This is a genomic window from Rhodoferax sp. RT5P35, from assembly GCF_056521385.1.
In genome coordinates this window covers 70333-88443 of the sequence record NZ_JBWMAX010000006.1, presented here as the reverse complement: position 1 = coordinate 88443, position 18111 = coordinate 70333, and the positions used below count along the sequence as shown (strand labels likewise).

The window sequence follows — 18111 nt, the reverse complement described above, 5'->3', positions numbered from 1 at the left end:
AGAAAGATTAAAGGGGGCTGACGGTAAAAACGCAGTGGGCATGGCCTTCCGCCGCGCATTGGGTCTCGGTGCTGGTGGTACGCACCGCCGAGCCGCTGGTTTCCAGCACCCAGTCCATGGCACCCGAGAACCAGCCGGCAAACAGGTAGCAGACCTTGCTGCGGTCTACCGGCACACCGGCAATACCCTGCGCCAGCACAAACACCGAATGGTCCAGCTGGATCTGCGCATGGCCGGTGGTGGCATCGGCGCTAGCGAACTTGAACAGGCCCCAGCCGCGCTGTGACAGGCGCTTGAGGTAGTGCTCGTACACCGCCATGCCGGTCAGGCCATGGGTGGCAGATTCTTGCTGGCACCAAAAGTAGGCGGAGCGGTAACCGGCTTTGTAAAGCGCCGGGGCATAGACCTCACGGCCCACCACGGCTTCGGTTTCCACGTGGTTGTTGACGAAAAAGTGCCGCGGCACGTAGATCATCGGCAGCTTGTCAGTGGTCCACACGCCGGTGGTTTCGTTGACTTCGATGGGGAGTTGGGGTTGCATGAGCGTTCCGTGGAGTGTGTTTTTAGAATTGAATGCCAACTACGCACCACCCAGGTCACAGCCAGAACGCGTGCCGCCCAGAAACACCGCAAAACTGGCTACGCCAGGCTGCTGGTGTTGTCCCCTGCAAAGGGGTTGGCGAAAGATGCGCAGCACTGTAGCCTGGGGGTGTGCCTTACCCACCCCACACCTGGTCGAAGAACTTCATCCAGTTGGCACCCAGCACCTTGGCAATGCGCGCATTGGACCAGCCAGTTTGCTGCATCGTGGCCGTGAGGTTGGGGAAGTCGCCGATGGTGCGAATGCCTTCGGGATTGATCACCTCGCCAAAGGTGGTCAGGCGGCGCCAGCGGCCCTTGTCATGCGTCAGCATGTCGAAGAACTCATGGCCGTGGCCTTGGGTGAAATCAGAGCCCAGGCCGACGCAGTCTTCGCCCACAATGTTGATGACGTAGTCGATGGCCTCGACGTAGTCGTGCACCGTCGACTGGTTGCCGCGCTTGAGGAAGGGCGAGAACATGGTCACGCCGATGAAACCACCGTGGTCGGCGATGAACTTCAGCTCGGCGTCGCTCTTGTTGCGCGGGTGGTCTTTTAGGCCCAGGGGCAGGCAGTGGGTGTAAGCCACGGGCTTGGTGGAAGCCAGAATCGCCTCTTCCGAGGTTTTGCTGCCCACGTGCGACAGATCGACCATGATGCCGACGCGGTTCATCTCTGCGATGACCTCGCGGCCATAGCCGGAAATCCCGCCATCGCGCTCATAGCAGCCGGTGCCCACGAGGTTCTGCGTGTTGTAGCAAAGCTGGACCACGCGCACACCCATATCGTGGAAAGCCTCGATGTAGCCTAGGTTGTCCTCGAAGGCATGGGCGTTCTGGAAGCCCAGCACGATGCCGGTCTTGCCATCGGCCTTCGCCTGGACGATGTCCGCCGTGTTGCGGGCCAGGGTCACTAGGTCGCTGTTGTCGCGGATCAACTGTTTTAGCTGGGCGATGTTGTCCACCGTTTTCGGGAAGTCGTCCCACACGGAGACGGTGCAGTTGGCAGCGGCCAAACCGCCCTTTTTCATGTCTTCAAATACGCTGCGGTTCAGGTTGGCAATGATGAGACCGTCGATGACAATGGAGTCCTGGTGAAGGGTGCTCATGGCGTTACTCCTTTAAGCGTAGAGGGGGAAACGGGCGGTGAGGGCTTTGACCCTGGCGTAGACCGAGGCCTCCAGGGCGGCATCGCCTTCGGGTTTGGTTTTCAGGCTGTTGAAAACTTCCAGCATCAGGCGGCCCACCTCTTCAAACTCGGCCACGCCAAAGCCGCGCGTGGTGCCTGCCGCCGTGCCGACGCGGATGCCCGAGGTAACGGTGGGCTTCTCGTCGTCAAACGGTATGCCGTTTTTGTTGCAGGTGATGCCTGCGCGCTCCAGCGCCACTTCGGTGGTGTTGCCTTTCAAGCCCAGGGGGCGCAGATCGACCAGCAGCAGGTGGTTGTCGGTGCCGCCAGTGACTAGGTCCAGGCCACCGGCCTTGAGCACCGCGCCCAGGGCCTTGGCGTTGGCCACCACCTGCTCGGTGTAGGCCTTGAAGCCGGGTTGCAGGGCTTCGCCAAAGGCCACGGCCTTGGCAGCAATCACGTGCATCAGCGGGCCGCCTTGCGAGCCGGGGAACACGGCGGAATTGAACTTCTTGGACAAGGCCTCGTCGTTGGTCAAGATTACGCCACCGCGGGGGCCGCGCAGAGTTTTGTGGGTGGTGGAGGTGGTCACATGGGCATGCGGCACCGGGCTGGGGTACACGCCGGTGGCGACCAGACCGGCCACGTGGGCCATGTCCACCATCAGGTAAGCACCTACTTTGTCGGCGATGGCGCGAAAACGCGCCCAGTCAATAGTGCGGGGGTAGGCCGAGAAGCCTGCAATGATGAGTTTTGGCTGGTGCTCCACGGCCAGGGCTTCGACTTCGTCGTAGTCGATCAGCGAATCGGCACGGCGCACACCGTATTGCACGGCCTTGAACCACTTGCCCGACAGCGCCGGTTTGGCACCGTGTGTCAAATGGCCGCCCGCCGACAGCGACATGCCCAGCACCGTGTCGCCAGGCTGTACCAGCGCCAGCATCACCGCCGTGTTGGCCTGCGCGCCGGAGTGCGGCTGCACATTGGCATATTCGCAGCCAAACAGCTTGCACAGGCGTTCGATGGCCAGCGCTTCGACCACATCCACGTGCTCGCAGCCACCGTAGTAGCGCTTGCCGGGGTAGCCTTCGGCGTACTTGTTGGTCAGCACCGAGCCCTGGGCTTCGAGTACGGCTTTGGAGACGATGTTTTCCGAGGCGATGAGTTCTATCTGTTCGCGCTGGCGTTGCAGTTCATGTTCCATGGCGATGCTGACGGCGGGGTCGGCCTGGGCCACACCCACGGAAAAGAAGCTTTCGGTTGTCATTGGAAAAAGTCCTAAACGGTTTCAAACAAGGGGGTAAAAACCGGATCGGCGCATTGCGCCGGGCTGGTGATGCACATGCGGTAGGGCAGGGAGGTGCGTTCCAGCAGGCGCCAGGTGTAGTCGGCAAAGCTGCGGCGGAAGACCAGCACCACGCCCGCTTCGTCGGTACGGGCCACAGTGAGTCCGGTTTTGGACACCACTGTGCTGGCGCAGCGGCCTACGGCCAGGCTCTCGTAGTCATAGGGCCCCATCTGGCGCAGCAGCAGGAGGTGGTCGGGGCCGCTCAGGCGCATGGCGGTCAGGCCACCGCTGTTGTCCACCACCTGGGCGAACAGGTCTTGCACGGCGGCGGTCAGCGCGGCTAGCAGGCTGTCGCGGGTGGAGCGTTTGCACACCAGCAGCCATTCGTCGGGCGACACCCACAGCACTACACCGGCGGTGGTAGGCAGCACGGTCATCGGCTGGGTCGGCAGGGCCTGGCCCAGCACACTGGCCACGGCCTGCATGAAAGCCGCGTCATCCGCCTTGCCCCGCAGCACGAGGTAGCCCATGTTGCCCAGTTCGCTCAGTACCACCCGGTTTTGGGCGGTGGGGGTTGCCACACGGGCGGGTAGGTCAAAGGCGTGCAGGGGGGATTCCAGCATCGCGTTCAAATCTTTAGACATTTTGACGGTCACCTTTCACATCAACAAAAACGCTGCCGCCCACCTTCACCGGCGTCACCTTGCCGTGGGCATGCACGTACAGGGTCTGCTCTTTGCGCTGCAGGCCACCGGCCACCACCGCCATGGCGATGGAGCGGCCCAGGAAGGCGCTGTGGTAGCTGGAGGTCACGTGGCCCAGCATCTGGTTGCTGCTGCCTACGGTGGCGCTTTCCATGATTTGCGCGCCTTCGACCAGCACGGTGTTCGGATCTTCTGGCAACAAGCCCACGAGTTGCTTGCGGCCTTCGCGGGCGGTGTCGCTGCGGGCCAGCGAGCGCTTGCCCAGGAAGCTGAACGGCTTCTTCATGCCCACAGCCCAGGCCATGTCCAGGTCCATCGGGCTCATGGAGCCATCGGTGTCCTGGCCGACGATGATGAAGCCCTTTTCGGCCCGCAGCACGTGCATGGTTTCCGTGCCGTAGGGGGTAATGTCGAACTCGGCTCCGGCGGCCATCACGGCCTCCCACAGGGCGTGGCCGTAGCCGGATTCGACGTTCAATTCGTACGACAGTTCGCCGGAGAAGCTGATGCGGAACACGCGGGCAGGCAGGCCATTGACGGTCCCAGCCCGCCAGTCCATGAACTTGAAGTTCTCGGGCGACAGGTCGATGTCAGGGCACAGCTTGGCCAGCACGGCGCGGGCCTTGGGGCCGACCAGGGCCACGGTGGACCAGTGGTCGGTCACCGAGGTCATCCACACCTTGAGGTCTGGCCACTCGGTCTGGTGCCAGCGCTCCAGCCAGTTCAGCACGCGGGCTGCACCGCCGGTGGTGGTGGTCATGTAGAACTGGTTTTGCTGGATGCAGGCGGTGACACCGTCGTCCATCACCATGCCGTTTTCGTCCAGCATCAGGCCGTAGCGGCACTTGCCCACGGCCAGCTGCGTCCAGGCGTTAGCGTAGATGCGGTTCAGGAATTCGCGGGCATCCGGGCCGTCGATCTGGATCTTGCCCAGGGTGGACGCGTCCATCACGGCCACACCGTTGCGGGCGGCCAGGCATTCGCGGTTCACGGCGGCGTGCAGGTCTTCACCGGGCTTGGCAAAGTACCAGGGGCGTTGCCATTGGCCTACCGGCTCCAGGGCAGCATTGCGCGCCACGTGGGAGGCGTGGATGGCGCTGTAACGGTTGGGGTCAAACAGCTCTTCGGTCATGGTGCCCGCCAGCGCGCCCAGGCTCACCGGGGTGTAGGCCGGGCGGTAGGTGGTGGTGCCGACCTGGTTCACCGGGCGCTTCAGGGCGCGGGCGGTGATGACGAAACCGTTCACGTTGGACAGCTTGCCCTGGTCGGTGCCAAAACCCAGTGCGGTGTAGCGCTTGACGTGCTCGATGGAGTGGTAGTTCTCGCGTACGGCCAGCTCAATGTCGGCAGCGCTCACGTCGTTCTGGTAGTCCACGAAGGCCTTGGCACCGGCACCTTCTTGCTTGCCATCGGGCAGGCGGAACATGGGGCGTGCTGCCAGGCGCTTGGGCTGGATGCAGGCGGGTACCTGCAGCGATTCGCGCTTGCCGCAGGTGGCTAGCACCTGTTGCATGGCATGCGTGGTTTGCGCCAGCGCGTCGGACAGCTCGAAAGCGCCAGTCACCGAACCCACGCAGGCCACACCCTTGCGGCCCGTGCGCGGCACCACAAACGCGGCAACGGCTTCATCCCAGGTGGGGCGGCTACCGTCGTGGCAGAACAAATGCACGGTGGGCGACAAGCCGCCAGAGCTCAGCACCACGTCGCAGGCGATGTGCGTGCCGGTGCCTGCTACCTCGTCCTTGGTAGCATGCAAGGGCACCAGGCGTACGCCCTTGACTTCGCTGCCACCGGTGACTTCGGCAATGCCGTGGCCCGCCATCACGGTGTAGCTACTATTACGTGCCACCGCGCCGTGGCGCACATCGGCCACGGTGACAACGGCACCGGCCTTGGCCAGCACCTCGGCGCAGTCGTGGGCCAGGTCGCTGGTGCCGCAGATCACTATGCGGTGGCCAACCCGCACGCCGTAGCGCACCAGGAAGGTCTGGCCGGCCGACACGGTCATCACGCCGGGCAGGTCGTTGTTGCCAAACACCAGGGGGCGCTCGATGGCACCGGTGGCCAGCACCACGTGGTGGGCGCGGATCTTGTGCATGCGGTGGCGCGGCAGGTGGGCCTGGCGCTGCGCGGGGGCAATGTGGTCTTGGACCAGTTCTACGGCCTGCACCAGGTTTTGCTCGTACATGCCAAACGCCGTGGTGCGGGGTAGCGCGGTGACGTGCGGCATATCGGCCAGGGCGGCTTGCACTGAGCGGATATAGGCATCGCTTGTACGGCCGTCGATTTGCGCCGTGGGATCGGACAGCAACCAGCCGCCCAGTTCGTTTTGCTCGTCCACCAGCAAGGTCTTGAGCCCGGCGCGCCCGGCTTGCAGCGCGGCCAGCAGGCCACAGGCTCCGCCGCCCACCACCAGCACGTCCACATGGTGGTGCAGGTGGTCGTATTTTTCGGGATCGGGCTCGGTGGGTGCATCGCCAAACCCGGCGAACTTGCGGATCACGGTCTCATACAGCGGCCACAGCTTTTGCGGCCATTTGAAGGTCTTGCTGTAGAAGCCCGCAGGCATGAAGCGCGAGCCCTGGCCTAATCCCGCTATGACCGACTTCAAATCAAAGTCCAGCGATGGCCAGCCCGAGGTGGAGCGGGCGCTCAGACCGTCGTACACCTCGGCCTGGGTGGCCTTGACGTTGGGCGTGGTGAGTGCGCCCACGCCCATTTGCACCAGCGAGTTGGGTTCTTCCGCACCCGCGCCGATGATGCCGCGCGGACGGCCATATTTGAAGCTGCGGGCCATGCGGCGCACGCCAACGGCCAGTAGGGCAGAAGCCAGCGTGTCGCCGGGGTGGCCGGTGAACTCGCGGCCATCGAAAGTGAACTTCACCGTGCGCGTGGTGTCGATGCGCGCGGTGGTCTGGGGTACGCGGGAACCGCTCATGCTGATTTCTCCTGTGCCAGATCGGCCAGAAACAGTGCTTTGCCTTCGGCCAGCGTCCAGCTCCCGGCAATTTCGTAGGTGGCGGTGTTGCGCTTCACGGCAAACACCTTGCGGCAGGCTGCCGTGTGCTGCCACTGCTCCCAAAACCAGCCTTTGGTGTTGCGGCGCATAAAAACATAGTCGCCCCAGGTGGCATCGTCCACTTCTTCGGGCTTGGCAGGGCGGGGGATATAGGCTTCACCGGCGTTGCTGAACTCTTCTTCGTCCCGCGTTTCGCCGCAGTGGGGGCAGTGCAAAAGAAACATCTTGTTAACTCCACAGCGCGTTGCGCATGATGCAACGCAATAAATGAGACTGACTCTTTCCAGAAACACCGCAGAACTGGCTTTGCCAGGCTGCTGGTGTTGCCCCCTGCAAGGGGGTTGGCGAAAAGCGCTTGCGCTGTAGCCTGGGGGTGTTAGTCATACCTAATGTGCGACGCCAGCGGCGCCGTGTTCGTCAATAAGGTGGCCAGAATGGAAACGGTCTACCGAGAAAGCTTTGGACAGCGGGCCTGCTTCGCCCTGGGCCAGCATGTCGGCAAACACGTGGCCGGAGCCCGGCGTGGCCTTGAAGCCGCCCGTGCCCCAGCCGCAGTTAAAGAACAGGCCTTGCACAGCGGTCTTGGAGATGATCGGGCAGGCATCGGGGGTCACGTCCACAATGCCGCCCCACTGGCGGTTCATGCGCACGCGCGAGAACTGCGGAAACAGCTCGATGATGGCGGCGGCGGTGTGCTCGATCACGTGCGGGCTGCCGCGCTGGCCGTAGCCCAGGTAACTGTCGATGCCCGCGCCAATCACCAGCTCGCCCTTGTCGGACTGGCTGAGGTAGCCGTGCACCGCGTTGGACATGACCACGGTGTCGATCACTCGCTGCATGGATTCGGACACAAAGGCCTGCAGCGGGTGGCTTTCCAGCGGCATGCGCAGCCCGGCCATCTTGGCTAGCACCGAGGAGTGCCCGGCGGCCACGCAACCCACACGGTCGGTCTTGACCGCTCCCAGGTTGGTTTGCAGGCCACGGATCTGGCCGCCCTCAATGTCCATGCCGGTGACTTCGCAGCCCTCGATCAGGTCCACACCCAGGCGGCTGGCGGCGCGGGCAAAGCCCCTGGCCACCGCATCGTGGTGGGCCACACCCGCACGGGGCTGCCAGCTGGCACCCAGCACCGGGAAGCGGCGGCTGCGGCTGCAGTCGAGCTGGGGGATTTTTTCTTTGACTTCCTTAGCGTTCAGCACATGGGCGTCCACGCCTTGCAGGGCGTTGGCATTCACCCGGCGCTCGATATCGCGCATGTCTTGCAGGGTGTGGCCCAGGTTGAACACGCCGCGCTGGCTGAACATGACGTTGAAGTTCAGGTCTTCGGTCAGGCCTTCCCACAGCTTGAGTGAATGTTCGTATATCGCCGCGGACTCGTCCCACAGGTAGTTGGAGCGCACGATGGTGGTGTTGCGTGCGGTGTTGCCGCCGCCAAGGTAGCCTTTTTCCAGCACCGCTATTTTGCCGACCTCGGGATGGTTTTTGGCTAAATAGTAGGCCGTGGCCAGGCCGTGCCCGCCACCACCGACGATGACCACGTCGTAGGAAGGTTTCAAGGCCACCCGTTCCCAGGCAGGTTCCCAGGTTTGGTGGTTTTTAAAGCCGTGCTTGAGCAGGCTCCAGAGGGAGTAGTTTTGGCCGCGCATAGTGTGTCCAGTAACACCCCCAGGCTGCAGTGCTGCGCATCTTTCGCCAACCCCCTTGCAGGGGGCAACACCAGCAGCCTGGCAAAGCCAGCTCTGCGGTGTTTCTGAATGGCGTGCGTTCTGTCTGTTACCGGGAGGTGGATCGTTGCGTATCTGCATTCATTGTTAAGCGCCACCCACGGGTCACCTTGCGCCTTGCAGACGCACACTTGTTCAAATTCGACATTCGGACAAATTGCGTCGAATTTGTCTGTTGACCCCCCCATCCTGGCGGTGCTCTTGGACCCCTTAAAATCTGAAGATGACCACCGACACTGCCCCCATGAACCTGACGCATCACTTTTTGATCGCGATGCCCGGTCTGGAGGACGAAGCTTTCGCCAAAAGCGTGGTGTATCTGTGTGAACACAGCCCGCGCGGTGCCATGGGCCTGGTGATCAACAAACCTAGCGATATCAGCCTCAAAAGCCTGTTTGACAAGGTCGAACTACCGCTACGCCGCGCCGACCTGAGCGAGAGCCCGGTGTTTCAGGGCGGCCCGGTACAGACCGAGCGCGGCTTTGTGCTGCACGAGGCCTTTATCAGCAGCGACATCGACCCCTCGGAATCTGTTTATGCCTCCACCATGGCCATCCCCGGCGGGCTGGAGATGACCACCTCCAAAGACGTGCTCGAAGCCCTGTCCACCGGGGCCGGGCCGCGCCGGGTGCTGGTGTCCCTGGGCTATTCGGCCTGGGGCGAGGGCCAGCTCGAAGCCGAGCTGGGCGAAAACAGCTGGCTTACGGTGGAAGCCGATCTGGGTGTCATCTTTGACACCCCGGTGGCCGAGCGATACGACCAAGCCTTGCTGTTGCTGGGCCTGCAGTCTTGGATGCTGTCCCCCGAAGCGGGTCACGCATGACTGCACTGAGGCACACCCCCAGGCTTGCCCACTGCGTGTGGCCGCCCACCCCCTTGCAGGGGGCAATACCAGCAGCCCGGCAAAGCCGGTTCTGCGGTATTTTTGGAACGAGCGGTTCTTGTTTCATGCAGTGGTTTGGGTCCGCATGTTGCGGGCTATTTGAATGAGTTTGGTTGAAATTCCCGCAAATTTGCAATCCTTCCTGGCCTTGGACTACGGCCAAAAACGCACTGGCGTGGCCGTAGGCAACCGCCTGACCCGCACCGCTACGCCGCAGGGCACCATTACCGCCGAGGGCGATGCCCGCTTCATCCCCATCGCCGTCCGTGTCAAGGAATGGCAGCCCGATGCCTTGGTGATCGGCGTGCCGTTCCACCCCGACGGTGCGGCCCACGACAACACCCGGCGCGCACAAAAGTTTGCCCGGCAGTTGCGCGGGCGTTTCAATTTACCGGTTTTCGAAGTAGATGAGCGCTATAGCACCACAGAAGCGCTGGAGATGGGCGCAAAAGACGCAGATGCCGCAGCGGCCTGCATCATCCTGGAACAATTTTTGAGGAGTATTCCGTGAGCACACTCATGCTTGATGCCGAAGCGCTCTACCTTGAGCTATTGAAGGGCGTGCGCGCCTTGCTGCAGCCCGACACCCGCCTGGTCGGCATCACCTCCGGCGGAGCCTGGCTGGCTGAGCGCTTGCAGGCCGACCTGCAGCTCCCCGGTAAACCCGGTGTGATCTCATCCGCTATGCACCGCGATGACTTTTCGCAGCGCGGCATGGTGTCGGGCGGCGGCGGGCAAACTGCGCTGGACTTCGATGTGAATGGGGCCGAAATTATTCTTTTGGACGACGTGCTCTACACCGGCCGCACCATCCGCGCCGTGGTCAACGAGCTGTTTGACTTTGGCCGCCCGTCTGCCGTGAAGCTGGCAGTGCTGGTAGACCGCGGTGGGCGCGAGCTGCCCATCCAGCCCGACTTTGCGGCGGCACGCGTCATCTTGCCCGCCACCCAGCAGCTAGCCCTTGCCCGCAGCGCCACGGGTGCCTTCAGTTTCAATGTGGAGGGCTAGTAACCTAGAAAAAGCGGTTGACCGCTTGCTACCTTCTGGAGAATCGTTATGTTTATTGAGATTTGTCGCTATCTAGCTGCGCGCCTCTTGGGTGAACCGCGCTACACACCCGATTGCACCACTGGAGCCGCGTCTACGGTCGTTGTTCCGCCTTGCGGGCATCAGCCCGCTGCGTTGTCTCGCCTACGCAGCCACACCCCCAGCGGCACACTCGGGCGCGTCCAACCGCTTTTTCTAGGTTAAACATGCTCTACAAACGCAACAATCCCCAACTCAACAAGCACGGCGAGCTGGTCCACCTGCTGTCCACCGAAGGCCTGCCGAAAGACATCCTCACGCAGATCCTGGACACCGCCGCCAATTTCGTCAGCGTGAACGACCGCGAGGTGAAAAAAGTGCCCTTGCTGCGCGGCAAGAGCGTGTTCAACCTGTTCTTCGAGAACTCCACCCGTACCCGCACCACTTTTGACATTGCTGCCAAGCGCCTGAGCGCCGACGTGATCAACCTGGACATCGCCCGCTCCAGCGCGGCCAAGGGCGAGTCGCTGCTGGACACCATCGCCAACCTCAGCGCCATGGCCGCCGACATCTTTGTGGTGCGGCACAGCGAATCCGGTGCGCCCTACCTGATCGCCCAGCACGTTGCACCCCACGTGCACGTGGTGAATGCAGGCGATGGCCGCCACGCTCACCCGACCCAGGGCCTGCTGGACATGTACACCATCCGGCACTTCAAGAAGGACTTCAGCAACCTCACCGTGGCCATCGTGGGCGACGTGCTGCACTCCCGCGTGGCCCGCTCCGACATCCACGCGCTCACTACCCTGGGCTGCGCCGAAGTCCGCGTGGTCGGCCCCAAAACCCTGGTGCCCGCCGACATGGCGCAGATGGGCGTGCGCGTCTGCCACACGCTGGAAGAGGGCATCAAGGACTGCGACGTGGTCATCATGCTGCGCCTGCAAAACGAGCGCATGAGCGGCGCACTGCTGCCGTCCAGCCAGGAATTCTTCCGCAGTTTCGGCCTGACCCCCGAAAAGCTCGCCCTGGCCAAGCCCGACGCCATCGTCATGCACCCCGGCCCGATCAACCGCGGCGTGGAAATCGACTCGGCGGTCGTGGACGGCAAGCAAAGCGTGATCCTGCCCCAGGTGACCTTTGGCATCGCGGTGCGCATGGCGGTGATGGGCATCGTTGCGGGCAACGAGGCCTGACCGTGATTGCTATTTAATCCATAGCTGCTAGTGCATATTCTGCATACGCTAGAGCCTTATTTGGTATAAAAATATGAAAACCCTGATCCAACACGGTCGCATCATCGACCCGGCCAGCGGGCTGGACACCACCGGCTCTATCGCCATCGCCACGGGCCGCATCATCGCCATGGGCCGCGATCTGCCTGACTTCCAGCCTGACCGCGTGGTTGATGCGTCTGGCTGCATCGTGCTGCCCGGCCTGGTGGACCTGTGCGCCCGGCTGCGCGAGCCCGGCTACGAGCACGAAGGCATGATGGAGTCCGAAATGGCCGCTGCCGCCGCCGGTGGCGTGACCAGCCTGGTCTGTCCGCCCGACACCGACCCCGTGCTGGACGAGCCCGGCCTGGTGCAGATGCTGAAGTTCCGCGCCAAAAAGAACCACCAGGCACGACTGTTCCCGCTGGGCGCGCTCACCCGGGGCCTGCAAGGCGAAGTGCTGACCGAGATGGTCGAGCTCACCGGGGCGGGCTGCATCGGCTTTGGCCAGGCCGAGGTGCCGCTGGGCAATACCCAGGTGCTGCAGCGCGCGCTGCAATACGCCGCCACGTTCGACTACCCGGTCTGGCTGCGGCCCCAAGAGCTGTACCTGGGTAAAGGCGTGGCCGCCAGCGGTGCGTTGGCCACCCGCATGGGCCTGGCCGGTGTGCCGGTGGCCGCAGAAACCATTGCACTGCACACCATCTTCGAGCTGCTGAAGACCACGGGCGCGCGCGTCCACCTGTGCCGCATCAGCAGCGCCGCGGGCATCGCCCTGGTGCGCCAGGCCAAAAAAGACGGCCTGCGCGTCACCTGCGATGTCAGCATCAACTCGCTGCATTTGACGGACACCGACATCGGCTACTTCGACAGCCGCGCCCGCCTGACCCCGCCGCTGCGCCAGCAACGCGATCGCGATGCCCTGCGCGCCGCCTTGGCCGACGGCACCATCGACGCCCTGGTGTCCGACCACACCCCGGTCGAGGCCGATGCCAAAGCCCTGCCGTTCGCCGAAGCCGAGCCGGGCGCCACCGGCCTGGAGCTGCTGCTCAGCCTGGCCTTGAAGTGGAGCGAAGACGACGGCGTGCCCCTGCACCGCGCTCTGGCCACCGTCACCAGCGCCCCCGCCGCCGTGCTGGGCACCAGCCTGGGCACTTTGCAGGCCAGTGTGGGCCAGTTGGTGGTGGGCGGTGTGGCCGACATCTGCATGTACGACCCCGCGGCCCGCTGGACGGTGGCTGCCGACACCTTGCGCAGCCAAGGCAAGCACACTCCGTTCTCCGGTTATGAGCTGCCAGGCCGGGTGCGGTGCGCGGTAGTGGCCGGACACGTGGCGTTCGAGGCTATTTCAGTTTAACTATCAAATAGATAGCTGCTAGCGTAGGTTCAATAAGCGCTCGTGGCCTATTTCTTATAAATATTCATGCGTATCTTTCGCGTCCTGGCCAAGCTGCTGCACCTGATGTGGCATATCGCCGTGGGCTGGTGGACCATCCGCCGCCACTTTCCCCAGATGGACGATGCGGCGCGCGGCCAGCGGGTGCAAGCCTGGTCGCTGCAGGTGCTGCGGGTCTTCGGCATCACGCTGCGGGTGCAGGGCACGCCCCCGGCCCAGGGTCCCTTGCTGCTGGTGGCCAACCACATCTCGTGGCTGGACATTGCCGTCATCCATGCGGCGGGCTACTGCCGGTTTGTGTCGAAATCGGATGTCAAGCACTGGCCTATCGTGGGCACCCTGGCCACCGGCGCGGGCACGCTGTACATCGAGCGTGCATCCCGCCGCGACGCGATGCGCGTGGTCCACCACATGACCGAGCGCCTGCGCGCGGGCGAGGTGGTGGCCGTGTTTCCCGAGGGCACGACGGGCGATGGCCGCAGCATGCTGCCCTTCCACGCGAATTTGCTGCAGTCGGCGCTATCGGCCGATGTGCCGGTGCTGCCGCTGGCCTTGCGCTTCGTGGATGTACACACCGGTGCCTTGCACTTTGCCCCCAGTTTTGTGGGCAACCAGACCCTGCTGGGCTCGATTTGGCGCACGCTGGGGGCCAGCACGCTGGGTGCCGAAGTGTGCTTTGGCACGCCCGAACGCGCCGAGGGCCGCGACCGCCGCGCCTGGGCGCACGACCTGCAGCATACGGTGGAGCAACTGCGCTCCAACCACTCCTAAATAAATAGCTAATAGCGTATTTAATACATGCGTTAGCGGCTTATTTCATGGGTTTATTTGGAGTCTGCTGCGCTCTGCACCAGTGCGGCCATGGCATCCGTCTCTGCCGTGCTTCTTGCTTGTAGTCCGGCCACCACACCCAAGCGGTCTTCCAGCGTGCGGTTTTGGCTGACTTTCCATTTGCCCACCCAGCGCTGTACCGGGATTTCGATGCCGATAATCGCTCCCAGCATGGTGTCGATGTAGTCGGCGGGCGCGTCGGCCACCTGCCAGGGTTGGGCCTGTGGCGCTTCGTGCAGGGCGGTGAGCCGCGTCACCAGGGCCCGCAGCTGTGCCCGGTCGTCGAATATCCGGGCGGTTCCGCGGGCATGCACCACGGCGTAGTTCCAGGTCGGCACCACCTTGCCGTGGACCGGCTTGCTGAGGTACCAGGACGGCGATATGTAGGCCTCAGGCCCCTGGAACACCGCCACTGTGGCGGCGGCAGCGGTGGTGGCGGCAGTCAAGGCCCGCCACACCGGGTTGGCCCGCGCCACATGGCCGACCAGCGTGCCGTGGGGTCCCCGGTCGGCATCCAACATGAACGGGATGTGGTTGACCAGCAACTCGCCATCCGCCTGCGGCACCACCCAAGTGGACAGCGGGTGGGCGCGCACCAGTGCGTGCAGGGTGGCGGGGTCGGTTTCTTCGAAGTGTTGGGGCAGGTAGGTCATGGCGTCTTTCATACAGGTTCGCACAAGACTTCGGTTTTGACCGAGTTGGCGATGTAGCAGGCCTCGTGCGCAGCGTGGTGCAGCGCTTCCAGCGCGGCGCGGGTCGGCGCACGGCTCTCCGCGAATTGCGCATGCGGGCGTAGCAGCGCCTGGGTCATGGCCATGCGGCCCTCTGCATTGCGCGCCATCTGGCCCACCGCCGCATCGGCGTAGTGGTCTACCACCCAGCCCGCCTTGGCCGCCAGGTGCAAAAACCACAGCATGTGGCAGCTGGAGAGTGACGCGATAAACGCCTCTTCCGGATCTACTGCGGTCGGGTCCGAGAACGGCAGCGGCACCGAATGCGGCGATGACGACGCGGGCATCGTAAAGCCGCCGTCAAATTGCCATGCATGGCGGCGGCTGTAGCGTTGGTCGGTAAAGGGCTCGGGTGGGTCGGTGGCACGTTGCCAGACCACGGTGGCGGTGAATTCGGCCATGCACAGGGGTTCCAGGTCGCTTGCTTCGGCAGTTTGCCGTTGCTATTGAAATAAGCGCTTGCTACGCTCACTGGATAAGCACGAGGTGCTGATTTTCTATAAATCTGCGTGGGCGCTTGCAAGGCCAGGAGGCCATTGAATGTGGTCCCCTCGACAGGAATCGAACCTGTATTTAGCACTTAGGAGGCACTCGTTCTATCCATTGAACTACAAGGGGGAGCGCGGATTGTAGGGCCTGGTGTGGGCCATTCTCGCCACGCTAGGCTTGCCAATCCGTGGAGTCGCGGTCTGTACGGCGAAAGAATATCCAGAACATGGCGAGCGCGATAAAAGCCAGGCCTGCAAATCCGTACACCATCTGGTTCAGGCCGATCAGGTCGGAGATGGGGCCGATGGCCACCAGGGAGAGCGACGCGGTTTGCGACACCAAAAATGCGTTGCCCATCACGCGGCTCCTGAAGCGGTCGTCCAGCTTGCTTTGTAATAGCACCAGGTTGGATGTCAGCGCTGCCTCTGCGGCCAGTCCGAACAGGATGCGGCTGACCACCGCAAGCCATGGGGCGGTGCTGCTGACGAAAATGACCGTAGTCACGATGGCCGCAGCAAAGCCGAGCTGGGTGATGCGCCAGCTGGTGTGTGGATCCCGGTTTTTGGACAGCGACACAGAGGCAATCGCTGCGCCCAGGCCGGTGGCTCCTGCCAGCACAGCCAGGCCGTGGGTGCCCACGCTGAAAAGCCGGTCGGCAAAGAGGGGCATCAGCCGTCCGGTCAGGCCGCGCAGCCCATCGTTGAAGAAGGTCAAAACCAGCAGTACGGCTATCAACGGGTGCCGCGCAGCGTAACGAAGCCCTTCGGTGTAGTCGCGGTAGACACTGTTGCCGGAGGGGGCTACTGGCTCGGCGGGCGGCAATCGCATGCGTTTGAGAACGACCAGATACAGCAAGTAGGCGATGGCGTTCACCAAAAACGATACATAGACCGGAAAATTGGCGAGCAACACCCCCGCAAGTGCCGGTCCCATGAACAGCGCCAGCGTGCGGTAAGACGAGCTGAAAGCGATAGCTGCAGAAAGGTTGCGTCGCTCTACGGCGCGCGGCAGCAGGCCATAAGCCGCCGGTACGCTGAAGGCGTGTACGGTGCCATGCAGAAATGCCAGCGTGGCAAGTAGCGCCACGTTGAGCAAACCGGTGAAGGACGCTACCACCAGCAGCAAGGCCTGGATCAGCGCAAAAAAATACGCCACAAAAAGCATCTTGAACCTGTCGTGCCGGTCTGCCAAAACACTGGCCCAGGGGCCAAACAGAAAATACGGCACGGTGTCGAGAAAGGTAACCAACCCCAGGGTTCCAGCCGAGTGCGATAGGTTCCAGGTGAGCCAGCTGGTCGCTAGGTTTTGCACAAAAAAGCACAGCCAGGAGGTGATGGAGGCGATGCTGTACAGCCGGAAATTGCGGTCTCCATAGAGTTGCTTCAGCGCATCACGCAGTAAAGGACGTTTCAAGTTCGGCCTCATTTCCTTTCTGCCATGGAGCGACCAGGGGACAGAGCGCAAGACCTGGAGCTTAGTCGCACTGTAAGGTGAATACCAGGTCGATAGCGCTTTGCCCGGTGCTGGTGCCCGAAGATGGCTATTTGCTATTAAAAAAGTAGCTACACATGCAGTTTTTATATGCGCTAGCGGCACTTTTATACGAAATTATGCGGCGATGCCTTGTCTAGGGGGAGCTGCAGGCCGGACTTCAGCCAGCCCAGGGTGACCGAGGTGCGGAAGCGGCGTACGTTGTCGTCGCCTTCGAACAGCCGCCGCGTCAGCGCTTCGTAGTCGGCCATTGAGGCGACGGTGACGATCAGCAGGTAGTCGGCCTCGCCGGTCACGCTGTAGCACTGCTGTACTGCGGGCTCCGTGGCGATGCGGGCGCGCATGGCGGCGGTACGGTCGGGGCGTTCGTTCTCGAGATGCAGCTCGATGATGATGGTCAGCGGCAGGCCTACCTTGGCCGCATCGATTACCGCCACGTTGGCGCGGATCACACCGCTGTCCTGCAGCCGCCGGATGCGCCGCTGTACCGCCGGTGCCGACAGGTGCACCGCCGCGGCAATCGCACGTTGCGGCACGCTGTTGTCTTTTTGCAGGATGTCCAGGATGGCGATGTCGAACGCGTCGAGGGCTAGGGCAGCGGGCATGTGGGTGCAGAGGTGGTGAGCGAATGTTGCGTTTATGGCCTGAATTTGCAGCGAAATACAGGCTTGGTGCGATTTATATTTTCACCCATGACGACAACACGGTACCAGCGGGCAATTCCTTTTTTGGCGGTTCTGGGCGCGGTGACGGCGCTGGGCATTGGCACGTCCTGGGCCAAGCAGCTTTTCCCGTTGGTAGGCGCACAGGGCACGACCGCGGTGCGGGTGGGTTTTGCGGCCCTGCTGTTGCTGCTGCTGTGGCGGCCTTGGCGCTGGCATTTGTCGCGCGCCGATGCTATTTCCATCGTTTGCTATGGCGCCACGCTGGGTGTGATGAACCTGATGTTCTACATGTCGTTGCAGACCTTGCCTTTTGGGCTGGCAGTGGCCATTGAATTTGCCGGACCACTGACCTTGGCGATCGCTGCGTCGCGCCGGATGGTGGACTTTGTCTGGCTGGCGCTGGCTGGCCTGGGCCTGGGTATGTTGCTGCCGCTGGGGATAGGGGGTGCCGATCTGGACCCGGTGGGTGTGTTGTTTGCGCTGGCTGCCGCCGTGCTCTGGGCCTTGTACATTGTGTTTGGCAAGCGCGTCGGCCACTTGCATGCCGGGCATTCGGTGTCGCTGGGCCTGTTGGTGGCGGCCATCGTGGTGGTGCCGGTGGGCATTGCGCACGCCGGTGCGGCACTGCTGTCGCCCACGGTACTGCTGGTCGGCGTGTGTGTTGCGGCGATCTCCAGTGCTATACCGATATCTTTGGAAATGGTGGCCATGAAGCGGCTGCCCAAAGAAGCCTTCGGCATCATGATCAGCATGGAGCCCGCGGTGGCTGCGGTGCTGGCCATGGGCCTGCTGGACGAGCACCTGGACTACCGGCAGTGGCTAGCCATTGGCTGCATCATGGCCGCGTCGATGGGCAGTGCTTGCACGGCCAAGCGGCCCGCGACCCAGGTGCCAACGGCGGTAATTGCTTAAGGAAACACGTACTTGGCGGCACACCCCGCCAGC

The 18111-nt window shown here is 63.0% G+C and carries 18 protein-coding genes and 1 tRNA gene; 7 read left to right on the top strand and 12 right to left on the bottom strand.

The genetic code is table 11. The features are described from left to right. Positions 1-7 precede the first annotated feature (7 nt). The 7 genes from AC097L_RS11045 to AC097L_RS11015 form a co-directional block, all read right to left on the bottom strand. Complete coding sequence (locus AC097L_RS11045; RefSeq protein WP_348004993.1) at positions 8-541, bottom strand: DUF5943 domain-containing protein; 534 nt, start codon at positions 539-541, stop codon at positions 8-10. A 175-nt stretch (positions 542-716) separates the two neighbouring features. Beyond that, positions 717-1688, bottom strand: coding sequence for a dipeptidase (locus AC097L_RS11040; protein WP_479586420.1), 972 nt, complete (start codon positions 1686-1688; stop codon positions 717-719). A 12-nt stretch (positions 1689-1700) separates the two neighbouring features. Next, positions 1701-2975: a serine hydroxymethyltransferase gene (glyA, locus tag AC097L_RS11035; protein WP_479586419.1), complete on the bottom strand. Its 1275-nt coding sequence runs from the start codon at positions 2973-2975 to the stop codon at positions 1701-1703. A gap of 11 nt (positions 2976-2986) precedes the next feature. After that, complete coding sequence (locus tag AC097L_RS11030) at positions 2987-3640, bottom strand: sarcosine oxidase subunit gamma (RefSeq protein WP_479586418.1); 654 nt, start codon at positions 3638-3640, stop codon at positions 2987-2989. After that, positions 3633-6638, bottom strand: coding sequence for a sarcosine oxidase subunit alpha family protein (locus AC097L_RS11025; RefSeq protein WP_479586417.1), 3006 nt, complete (start codon positions 6636-6638; stop codon positions 3633-3635). The genes AC097L_RS11030 and AC097L_RS11025 overlap by 8 nt, the downstream gene beginning before the upstream one ends. After that, entirely contained in the window at positions 6635-6943 is a 309-nt protein-coding gene (locus AC097L_RS11020; protein ID WP_479586416.1) for a sarcosine oxidase subunit delta, read from the bottom strand. The genes AC097L_RS11025 and AC097L_RS11020 overlap by 4 nt, the downstream gene beginning before the upstream one ends. 162 nt (positions 6944-7105) lie before the next feature. Then, entirely contained in the window at positions 7106-8365 is a 1260-nt protein-coding gene (locus tag AC097L_RS11015) for a sarcosine oxidase subunit beta family protein (RefSeq protein ID WP_479586415.1), read from the bottom strand. Between the two features lie 301 nt (positions 8366-8666). Here AC097L_RS11015 and AC097L_RS11010 point away from each other — a divergent pair, with 301 nt between their 5' ends. The 6 genes from AC097L_RS11010 (at position 8667) to AC097L_RS10985 (ending at position 13730) form a co-directional block, all read left to right on the top strand. Continuing rightward, positions 8667-9266: a YqgE/AlgH family protein gene (locus tag AC097L_RS11010; protein ID WP_479586414.1), complete on the top strand. Its 600-nt coding sequence runs from the start codon at positions 8667-8669 to the stop codon at positions 9264-9266. A 163-nt stretch (positions 9267-9429) separates the two neighbouring features. After that, positions 9430-9837: a Holliday junction resolvase RuvX gene (gene ruvX, locus AC097L_RS11005; RefSeq protein ID WP_479586413.1), complete on the top strand. Its 408-nt coding sequence runs from the start codon at positions 9430-9432 to the stop codon at positions 9835-9837. Continuing rightward, complete coding sequence (gene pyrR, locus AC097L_RS11000; RefSeq protein ID WP_479586412.1) at positions 9834-10334, top strand: bifunctional pyr operon transcriptional regulator/uracil phosphoribosyltransferase PyrR; 501 nt, start codon at positions 9834-9836, stop codon at positions 10332-10334. The genes ruvX and pyrR overlap by 4 nt, the downstream gene beginning before the upstream one ends. Positions 10335-10579: 245 nt before the next feature. Beyond that, positions 10580-11545: an aspartate carbamoyltransferase catalytic subunit gene (locus AC097L_RS10995; protein WP_479586411.1), complete on the top strand. Its 966-nt coding sequence runs from the start codon at positions 10580-10582 to the stop codon at positions 11543-11545. A gap of 73 nt (positions 11546-11618) precedes the next feature. After that, positions 11619-12920 (top strand): dihydroorotase, encoded by a 1302-nt coding sequence (locus AC097L_RS10990; protein WP_479586410.1) that lies wholly within the window; start codon positions 11619-11621, stop codon positions 12918-12920. Between the two features lie 66 nt (positions 12921-12986). Continuing rightward, positions 12987-13730, top strand: coding sequence for a lysophospholipid acyltransferase family protein (locus tag AC097L_RS10985; protein ID WP_479586409.1), 744 nt, complete (start codon positions 12987-12989; stop codon positions 13728-13730). A gap of 53 nt (positions 13731-13783) precedes the next feature. Here the strand turns inward: AC097L_RS10985 and AC097L_RS10980 are convergent, their stop codons facing one another. The 5 genes from AC097L_RS10980 to AC097L_RS10960 all read right to left on the bottom strand — a co-directional run bounded on the left by AC097L_RS10980 (position 13784) and on the right by AC097L_RS10960 (position 17106). After that, on the bottom strand, positions 13784-14443 hold the full coding sequence (locus AC097L_RS10980) for an FMN-binding negative transcriptional regulator (protein ID WP_479586408.1): 660 nt from the start codon (positions 14441-14443) through the stop codon (positions 13784-13786). An 8-nt stretch (positions 14444-14451) separates the two neighbouring features. Further along, the gene (locus tag AC097L_RS10975; protein WP_479586407.1) at positions 14452-14922 is read right to left on the bottom strand and encodes an OsmC family protein; all 471 of its coding nucleotides are present in this window, start codon (positions 14920-14922) and stop codon (positions 14452-14454) included. A 142-nt stretch (positions 14923-15064) separates the two neighbouring features. Continuing rightward, a tRNA-Arg gene (locus AC097L_RS10970) sits at positions 15065-15139 on the bottom strand. A 42-nt stretch (positions 15140-15181) separates the two neighbouring features. After that, on the bottom strand, positions 15182-16423 hold the full coding sequence (locus tag AC097L_RS10965; protein WP_479586406.1) for an MFS transporter: 1242 nt from the start codon (positions 16421-16423) through the stop codon (positions 15182-15184). Positions 16424-16608: 185 nt separating this feature from the next. Beyond that, positions 16609-17106, bottom strand: a complete 498-nt coding sequence (locus AC097L_RS10960) for an Lrp/AsnC family transcriptional regulator (RefSeq protein WP_479586405.1) — start codon at positions 17104-17106, stop codon at positions 16609-16611. An 87-nt stretch (positions 17107-17193) separates the two neighbouring features. Between AC097L_RS10960 and AC097L_RS10955 the strand changes: the two genes are divergently transcribed. After that, positions 17194-18078, top strand: coding sequence for an EamA family transporter (locus AC097L_RS10955; protein WP_479586404.1), 885 nt, complete (start codon positions 17194-17196; stop codon positions 18076-18078). Positions 18079-18111: the final 33 nt, after the last annotated feature.

Coding starts and splice junctions, on each gene's coding strand:
- AC097L_RS11045 (WP_348004993.1), bottom strand. CDS start 541: ATGCAACCCCAACTCCCCATCGAAGTCAACGAAACCACCGGCGTGTGG.
- AC097L_RS11040 (WP_479586420.1), bottom strand. CDS start 1,688: ATGAGCACCCTTCACCAGGACTCCATTGTCATCGACGGTCTCATCATT.
- glyA (WP_479586419.1), bottom strand. CDS start 2,975: ATGACAACCGAAAGCTTCTTTTCCGTGGGTGTGGCCCAGGCCGACCCC.
- AC097L_RS11030 (WP_479586418.1), bottom strand. CDS start 3,640: ATGTCTAAAGATTTGAACGCGATGCTGGAATCCCCCCTGCACGCCTTT.
- AC097L_RS11025 (WP_479586417.1), bottom strand. CDS start 6,638: ATGAGCGGTTCCCGCGTACCCCAGACCACCGCGCGCATCGACACCACG.
- AC097L_RS11020 (WP_479586416.1), bottom strand. CDS start 6,943: ATGTTTCTTTTGCACTGCCCCCACTGCGGCGAAACGCGGGACGAAGAA.
- AC097L_RS11015 (WP_479586415.1), bottom strand. CDS start 8,365: ATGCGCGGCCAAAACTACTCCCTCTGGAGCCTGCTCAAGCACGGCTTT.
- AC097L_RS11010 (WP_479586414.1), top strand. CDS start 8,667: ATGACCACCGACACTGCCCCCATGAACCTGACGCATCACTTTTTGATC.
- ruvX (WP_479586413.1), top strand. CDS start 9,430: ATGAGTTTGGTTGAAATTCCCGCAAATTTGCAATCCTTCCTGGCCTTG.
- AC097L_RS10995 (WP_479586411.1), top strand. CDS start 10,580: ATGCTCTACAAACGCAACAATCCCCAACTCAACAAGCACGGCGAGCTG.
- AC097L_RS10990 (WP_479586410.1), top strand. CDS start 11,619: ATGAAAACCCTGATCCAACACGGTCGCATCATCGACCCGGCCAGCGGG.
- AC097L_RS10985 (WP_479586409.1), top strand. CDS start 12,987: ATGCGTATCTTTCGCGTCCTGGCCAAGCTGCTGCACCTGATGTGGCAT.
- AC097L_RS10980 (WP_479586408.1), bottom strand. CDS start 14,443: ATGACCTACCTGCCCCAACACTTCGAAGAAACCGACCCCGCCACCCTG.
- AC097L_RS10975 (WP_479586407.1), bottom strand. CDS start 14,922: ATGGCCGAATTCACCGCCACCGTGGTCTGGCAACGTGCCACCGACCCA.
- AC097L_RS10960 (WP_479586405.1), bottom strand. CDS start 17,106: ATGCCCGCTGCCCTAGCCCTCGACGCGTTCGACATCGCCATCCTGGAC.
- AC097L_RS10955 (WP_479586404.1), top strand. CDS start 17,194: ATGACGACAACACGGTACCAGCGGGCAATTCCTTTTTTGGCGGTTCTG.